Genomic DNA, 13056 nt, shown 5'->3' on the forward strand with positions numbered 1-13056 from the left:
CACACGTCGGGTCGGTCAGCCGGTCACGGCCGGGTACGCCGCCGCGCGCCGCTGCGGCGGGACCGGCGCCGGCCGGAGCCCCCCTCCGACTCGTCGCCGTCGGCGTCGGAGAGCGCGTCCGGATCGTCCGGGGCGGCCAGCCGCGCCGACTCGCCCGTCTGACTGTCGGCGACCTCTCCGGCGGCGGCGGTGTCCGCCTCGTAGCGGGACAGGTCGTAGCCCATGGTGTCGTGGTACTCGGCGTTCGGCGCGGCGTCGGCGTCGGCCTCGGCGTCGGTGACCTCGGCCACGGTGCGCTCGGCCGGCGCGCTCTTGCGCGCCCGCCGCCGGGAAGTGCCGGTGCCCTGCTCCGGTGCCGCCGGGGCGGCCACGGCCGAGGCGACCGCCTTGACCTTCTCCCCCGCGCCGCCGCCGGAACGCGGCTTCTCCGGCACCGGCTCGGTGTGGATGATCAGGCCCCGGCCCTTGCAGCACTCGCAGGTCTCGCTGAACGCCTCCAGCAGGCCCGCGCCGATCCGCTTGCGGGTCATCTGCACCAGCCCGAGCGAGGTGATCTCGGTGACCTGGTGCTTGGTCCGGTCCCGGCCCAGGCACTCGGTCAGCCGGCGCAGCACCAGCTCACGGTTGGACTCCAGCACCATGTCGATGAAGTCGATCACCACGATGCCGCCGAGGTCGCGCAGCCGGAGCTGGCGGACGATCTCCTCCGCCGCCTCCAGGTTGTTGCGGGTGACCGTCTCCTCCAGGTTGCCCCCGGAGCCGGTGTACTTGCCGGTGTTGACGTCGATGACCGTCATCGCCTCGGTCCGGTCGATCACCAGCGACCCGCCCGAGGGGAGGAAGACCTTGCGGTCCAGCCCCTTGATGATCTGCTCGTCGATCCGGTACTCGGCGAAGACGTCGGCCGCGCCGACGTGCCGGCGCAGCCGGGCGACCAGGTCCGGGGAGACGTGCGACAGGTACGACTCGACGATGTCGTACGACTGCTCGCCCTCGATCACCAGCTCGCGGAAGTCCTCGTTGAACAGGTCCCGGACGACCCGGATGACCAGGTCCGGCTCCTCGTAGAGCAGCACCGGGGCGCCGCCCTCGGCCGCCTTGGCCTGGATGTCCTCCCACTGCGCCTGGAGCCGCTTGACGTCGCGCGCCAGCTCGTCCTCGCTGGCACCCTCGGCGGCGGTCCGGACGATCACGCCCGCGCCGTCCGGCACCAGCTTCTTCAGCACGTCCCGCAGCCGCTTGCGCTCGGTGTCGGGCAGCTTGCGGCTGATGCCGGACGCGTTGCCGTGGGGCACGTAGACCAGGTGCCGGCCGGAGAGCGCGATGTGGCTGGTCAGCCGGGCGCCCTTGTGGCCGATCGGGTCCTTGGTGACCTGCACCAGCACCGAGTCGCCGGAGCGCAGCGCCTGCTCGATGGAGCGGGCCCGCCCCTCCAGGCCGGTGGTGTCCCAGTTGACCTCGCCGGCGTAGAGGACGGCGTTGCGGCCGCGCCCGATGTCGACGAACGCCGCCTCCATGCTGGGCAGGACGTTCTGCACCTTGCCGAGGTAGACGTTGCCGGCCATGGTGCCTGAGGAGTTGCGGGTGACGTAGTGCTCGACGAGTACCCCGTCCTCCAGGACGGCGATCTGGGTCCGGTCGCCGCGCTGGCGTACGGCCATCACCCGGTCGACGGCCTCCCGGCGGGCCAGGAACTCCGACTCGCTGAGGATCGGCGGCCGGGTCCGGCGCTGCTCGCGGCCGTCGCGGCGGCGCTGCCGCTTGGCCTCCAGCCGGGTGGAGCCGGAGACGCCCTGCACCTCGTCGACGGTCTTGCGCGGCTCGCGGATCTTGACGACGGTCGGCACGCCGTCGTCGGCGCCCGCCTCGACGTCACCGGCGCCCCGGCGGCGGCGACGACGACGGCGACGGGTCAGGGCGTCGCCGCCCTCGGCCTCCTCGTCCTCGTCACCCTCGGGCTCCTCCGCCTCGGCCTGCGCGCCCTCCTCGGACTCCTCGTCCTCGGCGTCCTCCGCACCGCCCTTGCCCCGGCCGCGTCCGCGGCGGCCACGGCGGCGCCGGCGGCGGGCCGCGGCGCTCTCGTCCTCGTCCTCGTCTTCGTCCTCGGCGGCTTCCTCGGCTTCCTCGGTCGGCTCCTCGGGCTCGACGGCCTCGACCGCCTCGACGTCGCGGCGGCCACGCCGGCGGCGGCGCGCCGGCTCGGCCGGCTCCTCGGCGGCGGGTTCCTCCGGCTCCGGTTCCGGAGCGGGAGCCACGACCCGGGCGACCGGGACGTCCTCCGGCTGCGGGGCCATGAACAGCACGGTGGGCGCGGAGAGCGCGGCCCGCCGGCGGCGGGTGCGCGGCTCCGGCTCGACGACCGGCTCGGGCTCGACGATTGGCTCCGGCTCGACGTCCGGCTCGACGGCCTCGGTCGGCTCCTCCTCGGCGGGCGGGGTGACCGCCACGCCGGGCGGGACCTCGCCGGAACGGCTCTCCGCGCCGCTGACCGCGGCGGGCGGGGCGGCGGCGCCGAACCCGGTGCCGGCCTCCGGCTCGATGCCGGCGGCGGCCGGCGGCTGCTCCGCGGGCGCGGTGCCGGTCCGGTCGGCGTCGGTCGGGGTCTCCGCGGCCGGCTCGGCCGCGGCGGGGGCGGCCTTCTTCCGGCGGGTACGCGTCGCCTTGACCGGCGGCGTGGCCGGCTCGGCGGGTGCCTGGTCCGCCGCGACCGGCGCCTCCGCAGCGGGCGGCGCGACGGCCTCGGGGGCCTGCCCGGCGGCCTCGGCGGGCGGCGCGGTGGTGTCCTCGGCGGGCGGCGCGGTGGTGGCCTTGCGGCGGCGGCGCGTCGCCTTCGGGGCGGCGTCGAGATCACCGGAGACGGGGGCGAACACCTCGGCCTGGGGCGCCTCGCCGCGACCCGGCACGGGCGCCGTCGACGCCTCGACCGGCACCTCGGTCTGCTCCGGCTGGCTCAGTGGCGTGGCCCGTCGCCGGGTCGTACGCCGTCGGACCGGCGCGGCCGGGGCCTGCTCGGCGTCGCCGGTTCCGGCGTCGGCGGCGTTCTGCGCCCCGGCGGCGTTCTCGACGGTGCTGTTGTCAGCGGTCTCGTCGGCCGGCTGTGAACCGGTCCGTTCGCCGCCCTCGGGCTCGTTCTCGAGCATGGACGTTCTCCAGTTCTGGCTGCCCCGGGCGCGGGTGAGCGCTGCCACGCAGGGTCGCCGCAAAAGTGTTTCCGCCGGGCGCGCACGGTGCGCGACCGCCGAAGTCTGCCTACCTGAACGCCGACCGACGGTCAGCGTTCACCGATGGTTGCCCCGTCGCGGTCCGCTTCCAACGGATCCGCGATCGCATCCTGCGCGGTCAGCGTGCCCTGTGCCAGCCGGATCACCCTCGGCGAGACCGGCGGCTCCAGGTCGGCCACCACGCGGAGGCCGGAAAGGACGTCATCGGGCCGCACGGAGGGGGTGACCTGCCGCACGACCAGTTCGAGTATCGCACACGGTACGGCCGGTGCCCCGGAAGGCGTCTCCGGCGACGCGATCACATCGATGCGGATCACCGCAGCCCGGGCGTCGAAGGTGCGCCGGCCCTGCTTGGTCATCCGCTCGACCAGCACTTCCTCGGCGGCCGTGAAGGCGGAAACCGCCCGTTGCAGGACGCCCGGGTCGACCTCGGGCAGCTCGATGCGCCAGTGCGACGCCTCGATCCGGTCGGCAAGACTCCCGCCGGCGGCAACGACGGCGTCGAGCACGTCGAGACCGGGCGAGAGGGCGGCGTCCAGCGCGTCGCGCAGCTCCGCCGGGTCGACCTGCTCGCGGAGGCCGATCTCCAGGTATTCCGCCTCGCTCGCCACGCCCGTCGGGGCCGCGCTGGCGTACGAGATCTTGGGGTGCGGGGTGAAGCCCTGGGAGAAGGCGATCGGCACGCCCGCCCGGCGCAGCGCCCGCTCGAACGCCCGGGCGAAGTCCCGGTGCGAGGTGAAGCGCAACGGGCCGCGCTTGGCGTACCGGATCCGGACCCGCTGCACGACGGGTGCCTGGCCGCCCTCTGGCTGTGGTTTCCTACTGATCGTCGTGCTCCTCGTGTCGGAACCGGTTGATCGTGACGGCACTGCTCGCGACTCGCGTGCCGCTGACGATAACCACATGATCAACCCTGCGCACGGCGGGCGTACCCGCCGTGCGCCGGGGCTACTGCTGGGCGCCGGTGGGGAGCTTCAGACCGTTGACCGGGGTGAGCGGGAGGAGCTTCTTCCCGGTCGGGCCGATCTGGATCTCGGTGTCCATCGACGGGCAGACGCCGCAGTCGAAGCACGGGGTCCACCGGCAGTCGTCCTGCTCGTACTCGCTGAGCGAGTCCTGCCAGTCCTGCCAGAGCCAGTCCTTGTCCAGGCCCGAGTCCAGGTGGTCCCAGGGCAGGACCTCCAGCTCGTCGCGCTGGCGGGTGGTGTACCAGTCGAGGTCGACGCCGAAGGCCGGCAGGACCTCGGTCGCCGCCTCCACCCAGCGCTGGTAGGAGAAGTGCTCGCTCCAGCCGTCGAACCGGCCGCCGTTCTCCCACACCCGCCGGATCACCGCGCCGACCCGCCGGTCACCCCGGCTGAGCAGGCCCTCGATCAGCGACGGCTCGCCGTCGTGGTAGCGGAAGCCGATCGCCCGGCCGAGCGACCGGTCCGCGTTGATCGCCTGCTTGAGCATCTTGAGCCGGCCGTCGATGACCTCCGGCCGCTCCATCGACGCCCACTGGAACGGGGTGTGCGGCTTCGGCACGAACCCGCCGATGGAGACCGTGCAGCGGATGTCCTTCGAGCCGGTGGCGGCCCGGCCGGCCCGGATGACCTCGTGGGCCATGTCCGCGATCTCGAGGACGTCCTCGTCGGTCTCGGTGGGCAGGCCGCACATGAAGTACAGCTTCACCTGCCGCCAGCCGTTCGTGTACGCGGTGACGACGGTGCGGATCAGGTCTTCCTTCGACACCATCTTGTTGATGACCTTGCGGATCCGTTCCGACCCGCCCTCGGGGGCGAAGGTCAGGCCGGTGCGCCGCCCGTTGCGGGACAGCTCCTGCGCGAGGTCGATGTTGAACGCGTCCACCCGGGTCGACGGCAGCGAGAGCGACACGTTGGTGCCCTCGTACTGCTGGGCCAGGCCGGAGCACATGTCGCCGATCTCGGAGTGGTCGGCCGACGACAGCGACAGCAGGCCCACCTCGTGGAAGCCGGAGAACTCCAGCCCCTCCCGCACCATCTGCCCGACGGTGGTGATGGAGCGCTCGCGCACCGGCCGGGTGATCATGCCGGCCTGGCAGAACCGGCAGCCCCGGGTGCAGCCCCGGAAGATCTCCACGGCGTACCGCTCGTGCACGGTCTCGGCCAGCGGCACCAGGGGCTTCTTCGGGTACGGCCAGGCGTCCAGGTCCATGGTCGTGCGCTTGTGCACCCGGAACGGCACGTCCGCCCGGTTCGGCACGACCCGCTGGATACGGCCGTCGGGCAGGTAGTCCACGTCGTAGAAGCGCGGCACGTAGACGCTCTCGGTGCGGGCCAGGCGCAGCAGCAGCTCGTCGCGCCCGCCCGGGCAGCCCTCGGCCTTCCACTCCCGCACGATCCCGGTGATCTCCAGGACCGCCTCCTCGCCGTCGCCCAGCACGGCGGCGTCGACGAAGTCGGCGATCGGCTCCGGGTTGAACGCGGCGTGGCCGCCGGCCACGATCACCGGGTCGGCGTCGGTGCGGTCGGCGGCGAGCAGCGGGATGCCGGCCAGGTCGATCGCGGTGAGCAGGTTGGTGTAGCCCAGCTCGGTGGAGAAGGAGACGCCGAAGACGTCGAAGTCGCGCACGGAGCGGTGCGCGTCGACGGTGAACTGCGGCACGCCGTGGGCGCGCATCAGCTTCTCCAGGTCCGGCCAGACCGCGTAGGTCCGCTCGGCGAGCACGTCTGGCAGCTCGTTGAGCACCTCGTAGAGGATCTGCACGCCCTGGTTGGGCAGGCCGACCTCGTAGGCGTCGGGATACATCAGCGCCCAGCGCACGGCCGCCGCGTCCCAGTCCTTGACCACCGCGCCCAGCTCGCCACCGACGTACTGGATGGGCTTGGTCACCTGGGGCAGCAGCGGCTCCAGCCGGGGCCAGACGGAATTGGCCGCGGCGGGGCGCGGCGTGGTGGACGGGACGCTCATGATGCCCAAGGGTACGCGGCCCGGCGGCGGACACCGCGCGCACGCCTGTCGTCACGCCCCCGGGGGCGCCGGTCGCCGCGCCCCCGGCACGTCGCGGCGCCCGTCCGGCCCTGCGGTACCCGCGACGGCGGTGGCCGGAATCGCCCCGCTGGCGCATCGGTACTAACCTCGGACCGGCGCGAGAGGAGATTGCCGCGATGCCGCAGCCGCAGCCGGGCACGGACCGGCCGGCCGACGGGAGCCCTCCGGGTCAGGACCAGGGTCCGGATCCGGCGGTCACCGAGGAGCCCCCGACCTCCCCCGCAACGCCCGCCCCTGCCGGCGGCACGGGCCCGGAGGGCACCCGTGAGCTGCCCACCGACGACCCCGGGCCGACCGCGACGTCCGCCGCCGGGCAGGACCCGGACGACGCCGGGGCGCGCGGCGCCGGGGCCGACGCCGCGCTGCCGGACACGGGCGACGCCACGGCGCCGCACGGCTCGGGCGACGCCACCGACCGGCCGGACGCGGGCGACGCCACCGCGCCGCAGGACGCCGACGACACCGGGGCCGCGGGCACCCGGGACGCGGGGCCCGGGCGGGTGGCCGGCACCGGCCCGGAGGGCACCCGCCTGCTGCCCGACGACGGCCCGCCGGCCGCGGGACCGCAGGGCACCCGGATGTTCCCCGGCGACGAGCGCCCTGCCGTGGGGCCGCAGGGCACCCGGATGTTCTCCCCCGACGAGCTACCGGCCGAACCGCCCGCGCCCCGGTGGAGCGGTTCGGCGGCGGTGCCCCCGCCGAAGCCGCGCAAGCGGGCCTGGGGCGAGTCGGCCGAGATCCCCCCGGTGCCGGCGCCTCCGCCGGCGCCCGCGCCCGAGCAGCCCGCCGAGCACCGCACGCCGGTCGACCCGTGGGCGGGCGCGGACACCGGGGGGTGGGACCTGCCGCCGCCCCCGCCGCCCTCGCCGACGCTGCCCTACCCCGCCGCGCCACCGCCCAGGCCGTACTCCGGACCGCCGGCGCCACCCGTGCACTCCGCCCCACCCGTGCACTCCCCCGCGCCACCCGTGCACTCCCCCGCACCGCCGGAGCCACCGCGGCCCGCACCGCAGCGGGCCGCGTACCCGGCCGCCCCGCCGCCGCCGGCGTACCCCGTCTCCCCGCCGCCCGCGGCCTACCCGGTCTCCCCGCCGCCGGTCTCCCGGGCGCCCGGCCCGGCCCGCCCGGCGCCACCACCGCCTCCGCCGCCCGCGCCGCCGAGGCAACGGCGGGTGACGGCGCCGCCGGCCGGCCCGCCACCCGGCCAGCAGGCCCCCAGGGGGTACGCCCCGAGGCCCGCCCGCAAGCGTCGCCGCTGGCCGTGGTTCCTGCTGCTCATGCTGGCCTGCTGCTGCGGCTGCCCGGCCTACTACGGGGTGCCGATGACGTCGCAGTACCCGGCCGAGGCCAGCCTGCCGGCCGAGGTGGCCGACCTGCGGCTGCGCGACGACAACACCAGCAAGGCGACCGCCAAGCAGTTGGAGGCGGACGTGCGCAAGGCGCACTGGCTGGCCGAGAAGACCTTCGCCGGCGTCTACGCCACGCCCGCCGGCAAGCGGGTGACGATCTTCGGCGGCACCGGCTTCCGGTTCACCCCGGAGTCCGACGCGGAGGACGAGATCACCCGCCTCACCGGGCAGTACTCCCTCGGCGAGGCCCAGGTGATCGACACCGGCGTACGCGGCCGGCACCAGCGTTGCGCGGTGGGACGCGCCGACGGCCAGGACGTGGTGGTGTGCACCTCGGTCGACCACGGCAGCATCGCCACCGCGATCTTCACCCGGCTCTCCCTCGACGACAGCGCCACCCTGCTCGGCACCCTGCGGGAGCAGATGGTCACGACCAACCAGAAGTAGCGGCTCCACCCGCTCGACGCCGTCGAGCGGGCCCGGGGGGCCGGTCGACGGGCCGCTGCGGTCCCACGGTCGCGACGGAGCAGCGGCGCGGCTCCGGCGTGCCCGGGCTCAGGCCGGGGCGTCGCCCGGGGTGGCGGAGTGCCCGCGCGGCGGGGCGTAGCGGGGCACGTACTCCTGGCCGGTGAGCTTCTGGATCTCGGCCATGACCTCGTCGGTCATCTCGCGCAGCGACGTGCGGTCGTCCGACCGGCCGGTGAAGTCGAGCGGCTTGCCGAACCGGATGGTGATCTTGGCGCGGCCGGGGCGGGGCACCCGGGTGCCGATGGGCTGGGCCTTGTCGGTGCCGGTCATGCCGACCGGAATGACCGGCACGCCGGCCGCCACCGCCAGCCGGACCGCCCCGGTGCGCCCCCGGTAGAGCCGGCCGTCCGGCGACCGGGTCCCCTCCGGATAGACCGCGACCAGGTCACCGGCCTTCAGCACCGGGATGGCGGCGTCGAACGCGGACAGCGCCGCCCGACCGCCGGCCCGCTCGACCGGGATGGCGCCCAGGCCGGTGAGCACGTGCTTGGAGAGGGCGCCCTTCGGGCCGGTGCCCTTGAAGTACTCCGACTTGGCCCAGAACGCCAGGTGCCGGGGGACCACGGTGCCGAGGAACAGCTCGTCGGCGACCGAGAGGTGGTTGCCCGCGAAGATCGCACCCCCTGTGTCCGGAATGTGCTCCAACCCCTCCACGGTCGGACGGAAGGCCAGCCGGAGCGCGGGCGCCACGGTGAGCTTGCCGATGGTGTAGAGCAGGGGCACTGGTCCTCCGGCGGAGTGTGTGCGAACAGGCGGTGTCACCGTAACCGACGGGTCCACGCGTCGTCGCCCGGGTGGCGGGTCGACCGCCTGGTGAGCGGGCCTGTCGGGGCCGGCGGGGACGGTCCGGCGACACTCCGCCGGACCGCCCCCGTCTCACCGACTCATACCCTGCGGACGGCCACGGTCACCCGCTCGCCCTCGCCGACCTCCCCGGTGAAGCCGTCCACCCCGTCGGCAAAGTCGACGGAGTCGGCCAGCACCTCGCGGGCCACGAAGTCGGTGTACGCGGCCACCGCCGCACGCACCTCCTCGCCGGCCGACAACGCCACCACGATCCGGTCCGAGACGTCCAGGTCGGCGTCGCGGCGGGCCTGCTGCACCACCCGGACGACGTCCCGGGCCAGCCCCTCGGCGGCCAGCTCGGGGGTGACCTCGGTGTCCAGCACGACCACGCCCTCGCCGCCGGGCAGCGGCGCGGAGTGCTCGGCGTCGGCGGCGACCAGACGCAGCTCGTACTCGCCCTCGGCGAGGGTGACGCCGGCGGCGACCGGGGCGCCGTCGACCAGCTCCCACTCCCCCGCCTTGACCGCCTTGATGACCTGCTGCACCTGCTTGCCGACCCGGGGGCCGAGCGCGCGCGGCACCACGGTCAGCACCTGCTGGCAGTACGCCGACACCTCGTCGGTGAACTCCACCGCCTTCACGTTGACCTCGTCGGCGACCAGGTCGCCGAAGGGCCGCAGCTGCGCCGCCACCGGCGAGGCGACGGTGAGCTTCGCCAGCGGCAGCCGCACCCGCAGGCCCTTGGCCTTACGCAGCGACAGCGCCGCCGAGCAGACCTCCCGGGTGGCGTCCATCGCGGCGACCAGCTCGTGGTCGGCCGGGAACTCCCCGGCGGACGGCCAGTCGGTCAGGTGCACCGACCGCTCCCCCGTCAGGCCGCGCCAGATCTCCTCGGCGGTCAGCGGCGCGAGCGGCGCCACCACCCGGCACAGGGTCTCCAGCACCGTCCACAGGGTGTCGAAGGCATCGGCGTCGCCCGACCAGAACCGGTCCCGGGAGCGGCGCACGTACCAGTTGGTCAGCGCGTCCAGGTAGGACCGCACGGTCACGCAGGCGCCCGAGATGTCGTACGCGTCCATCTGCTCCTGGACCGTCGACACCAGCTCGTTCGTCTTCGCCAGCACGTACCTGTCGAGCAGGTGGGTGCTTGTCGTGTTCCGCTTCGCGGTGTACCCGTCGGCGTTGGCGTAGAGCGAGAAGAAGTACCAGACGTTCCACAGCGGCAGCAGCACCTGCCGGACGGCGTCGCGGATGCCCGGCTCGGTGACGGCCATGTCGCCGCCGCGCAGCACCGGCGAGGACATCAGCATCCAGCGCATCGCGTCCGAGCCGTACGAGTCGAACACGTGGTAGACGTCCGGGTAGTTGCGCAGGCTCTTGGACATCTTGCGCCCGTCGGAGCCGAGCAGGATCCCGTGGCTGAGGCAGTTGCGGAACGCCGGCCGGTCGAACAGCGCGGTGGCCAGCACGTGCATGGTGTAGAACCAGCCGCGGGTCTGCCCGATGTACTCGACGATGAAGTCGCCCGGGTAGTGGTGCTCGAACCAGTCGCGGTTCTCGAACGGGTAGTGCACCTGGGCGAACGGCATCGAGCCGGACTCGAACCAGCAGTCCAGCACCTCCGGCACCCGGCGCATCGTCGACTTCCCGGTGGGGTCGTCCGGGTTGGGGCGGACCAGGTCGTCCACCGCCGGCCGGTGCAGGTCGCTCAGGCGTACGCCGAAGTCGCGCTCGATCTCCTCCAGCGAACCGTAGACGTCGACCCGGGGATGGTTCGGGTCGTCGGACTTCCACACCGGGATCGGCGAGCCCCAGAACCGGTTCCGGCTGATCGACCAGTCGCGGGCGTTGGCCAGCCACTTGCCGAACGAGCCGTCCTTGATGTGCCCCGGCGTCCAGTTGATCTGCTGGTTCAGCTCGACCATCCGGTCCTTGAACCGCGTCACCGCGACGAACCACGACGACACCGCCTTGTAGACCAGCGGGGTGTCGCAGCGCCAGCAGTGCGGGTACGAGTGGGTGTAGGTGTCCTGCTTGAGGACGACCCCCCGCTCCTTGAGCTCGCGGATCACCGGCTTGTTGACGTCGAAGACCTGCTCGCCCTCGTACGGCGGCACCAGCGCGGTGAACCGGGTGTGGTCGTCGACCGTGACGATGGTGGGGATGCCGGCCGCGTTGCAGACGTTCTGGTCGTCCTCGCCGAAGGCCGGGGCCAGGTGCACGATCCCGGTGCCGTCCTCGGTGGTGACGAACTCCGCGCCGAGCACCTGGTAGGCGTTCGGGCCGGCCTGCTCGACGAGGAAGTCGAACAGCGGGGTGTAGCGGCGCCCGGCCAGGTCGCGGCCGGAGACGGTGCCGACCTGCTCGTAGCCCTCCAGCTCCTTGGCGTACGCGGCGAGCCGCGCCGCCCCGACGACGTACCGCTGGCCGTCGCGCTCCAGCACGGCGTACTCGATGTCGGGGCCGACGGCGAGCGCGAGGTTGGACGGCAGGGTCCACGGCGTGGTGGTCCAGACGCCGAGGCGCACCGGTCCGCGCACCAGCTCCGGCGCGTTCTCGTCGGGGGTCAACGCGAACCAGACCGACAGCGTCGGGTCGTGCCGGTCCCGGTAGACGTCGTCCATCCGGGTCTCGGTGTTCGACAGCGGCGTCTCGCAGCGCCAGCAGTACGCCAGCACCCGGAAGCCCTCGTAGACCAGGCCCTTGTCGTGCAGGGTCTTGAAGGCCCACATGACGCTTTCCATGTAGTCCAGGTCGAGGGTCTTGTAGTCGTTGGCGAAGTCGACCCAGCGGGCCTGCCGGGTGACGTAACGCTCCCAGTCGTGGGTGAACTCCAGCACCGAGGTGCGGCACGCCTCGTTGAACCGGGCCACGCCGAGGTCGAGGATCTCCGCCTTGCTGGTGATGCCGAGCTGCTTCTCGGCGACCACCTCGGCGGGCAGGCCGTGGCAGTCCCAGCCGAAGCGCCGCTCCACCCGCCGACCGCGCATCGTCTGGTAGCGCGGCACGACGTCCTTGACGTACCCGGTGAAGAGGTGGCCGTAGTGCGGCAGGCCGTTGGCGAACGGCGGGCCGTCGTAGAAGACGTACTCGTTGTCGGCGTCGCCCGCGACGCCGCCTCCGGCCGCGTCCGTGCTCTCCGGTCGCCGGCCGGAGGCCGGCCTGGCCTCGACCGAGGCCTCGAAGGTCTTGTCGGCCGTCCAGTGCTCCAGCACGCGGCGCTCGACCGCGGGCAGGTCCGGGCTGGCCGGGACGCCGGCGGCGGTCGGTTCGTGCAACGGATAGACCATCGGGGTCGCTCTCCTCGCGCAGCTCACTGTCGTGTGGGTCTGCGAGGACGAGCCTTCTCGGGTACGCCTCGACGGCGCCCCCGGGCAGGCCCGCGGTACCACCCCGCTTGGCGGCCAGGATCGACCGCCCGCTCGTTGGCCGGCTGTGACGGGCCGGACCCGTCCGGTTCTACTGGGCCGGGGTGAACCGGCTGTTCTTCCGGAGGCTCGCCGGTGATGGCCGGGTCATCGCCTTACGACCGCCAAGGTTACCCGACCACCCACGAAGATCGCCGCCGAGTAAACCCGCCCGGTGACCGGCGGCCAGGGTGACGAGCGGCGTGACCGGGCTCACGTCCGCCGGTGTCACGCCGCGCCTGCGCGCGTCGTCGGATGGGTGACGACACAGACCGGATCGAGGAGGGCCGTCATGCAACGGATCAACGTGGCCGAGGTGGCACCGCAGGCGTACCAGGCCGTGCTGGGGCTGGAGAAGTACGTCCGGGCGAACGTCGGACACACGGTGCTGGAGCTGGTGAAGCTGCGGGCGTCGATGCTGAACGGCTGCGCGTTCTGCGTCGACATGCACAGCCGGGACGCGCTGGCGTCGGGCGAGTCGGAGCGGCGGCTCTTCGCCGTCGCCGCCTGGCGGGAGGCGCCCTTCTTCGACGAGCGGGAGCGGACCGCGCTGGCGCTCACCGACGCGGTGACCCGGCTCGGCGAGCACGGCGTGCCCGACGATGTCTGGGACGCGGCGGCGAAGGTGTGGTCCGAGAAGGAACTCGCCGACCTGCTGATGGCGATCGCCACCATCAACGTGTGGAACCGGATCGCGGTGACCTGCCGCACCGACCTCCCCACGGAGGTGTGACGGTCCGCGACGCGACG

At 73.7% G+C, this 13056-nt stretch carries 7 protein-coding genes; 2 read left to right on the top strand and 5 right to left on the bottom strand.

Features of this window, described 5'->3' with window-relative positions:
- Nucleotides 1-23: 23 nt before the first annotated feature.
- The 3 genes from AC0OO9_RS07865 to AC0OO9_RS07875 form a co-directional block, all read right to left on the bottom strand.
- Nucleotides 24-3140, bottom strand: a complete 3117-nt coding sequence (locus AC0OO9_RS07865) for an Rne/Rng family ribonuclease (protein WP_484516637.1) — start codon at nucleotides 3138-3140, stop codon at nucleotides 24-26.
- A 131-nt stretch (nucleotides 3141-3271) separates the two neighbouring features.
- Nucleotides 3272-4006, bottom strand: a complete 735-nt coding sequence (locus tag AC0OO9_RS07870) for a TIGR03936 family radical SAM-associated protein (protein ID WP_484516639.1) — start codon at nucleotides 4004-4006, stop codon at nucleotides 3272-3274.
- A 163-nt stretch (nucleotides 4007-4169) separates the two neighbouring features.
- Nucleotides 4170-6155 (bottom strand): TIGR03960 family B12-binding radical SAM protein, encoded by a 1986-nt coding sequence (locus AC0OO9_RS07875; RefSeq protein ID WP_484516641.1) that lies wholly within the window; start codon nucleotides 6153-6155, stop codon nucleotides 4170-4172.
- Nucleotides 6156-6814: 659 nt separating this feature from the next.
- On the opposite strand from AC0OO9_RS07875, the gene AC0OO9_RS07880 reads away from it, so the two are divergent.
- A complete protein-coding gene (locus AC0OO9_RS07880) occupies nucleotides 6815-8032 on the top strand; it encodes a hypothetical protein (RefSeq protein ID WP_484517883.1) in 1218 nt (405 codons plus the stop codon).
- A gap of 108 nt (nucleotides 8033-8140) precedes the next feature.
- Here the strand turns inward: AC0OO9_RS07880 and AC0OO9_RS07885 are convergent, their stop codons facing one another.
- A complete protein-coding gene (locus AC0OO9_RS07885) occupies nucleotides 8141-8836 on the bottom strand; it encodes a lysophospholipid acyltransferase family protein (protein WP_421453384.1) in 696 nt (231 codons plus the stop codon).
- A 161-nt stretch (nucleotides 8837-8997) separates the two neighbouring features.
- Complete coding sequence (ileS, locus tag AC0OO9_RS07890; protein WP_484516642.1) at nucleotides 8998-12189, bottom strand: isoleucine--tRNA ligase; 3192 nt, start codon at nucleotides 12187-12189, stop codon at nucleotides 8998-9000.
- 409 nt (nucleotides 12190-12598) lie between these two features.
- On the opposite strand from ileS, the gene AC0OO9_RS07895 reads away from it, so the two are divergent.
- A complete protein-coding gene (locus AC0OO9_RS07895; RefSeq protein WP_484516644.1) occupies nucleotides 12599-13039 on the top strand; it encodes a carboxymuconolactone decarboxylase family protein in 441 nt (146 codons plus the stop codon).
- Nucleotides 13040-13056 lie beyond the last annotated feature (17 nt).

The organism is Micromonospora sp. USAFONa4, assembly GCF_057197825.1.

Excerpts from the sequence above, each read along its gene's own strand:
- AC0OO9_RS07895 (WP_484516644.1), top strand. The coding sequence starts at position 12,599 with ATGCAACGGATCAACGTGGCCGAGGTGGCACCGCAGGCGTACCAGGCC.
- AC0OO9_RS07865 (WP_484516637.1), bottom strand. The coding sequence starts at position 3,140 with ATGCTCGAGAACGAGCCCGAGGGCGGCGAACGGACCGGTTCACAGCCG.
- ileS (WP_484516642.1), bottom strand. The coding sequence starts at position 12,189 with ATGGTCTATCCGTTGCACGAACCGACCGCCGCCGGCGTCCCGGCCAGC.
- AC0OO9_RS07875 (WP_484516641.1), bottom strand. The coding sequence starts at position 6,155 with ATGAGCGTCCCGTCCACCACGCCGCGCCCCGCCGCGGCCAATTCCGTC.
- AC0OO9_RS07880 (WP_484517883.1), top strand. The coding sequence starts at position 6,815 with ATGTTCCCCGGCGACGAGCGCCCTGCCGTGGGGCCGCAGGGCACCCGG.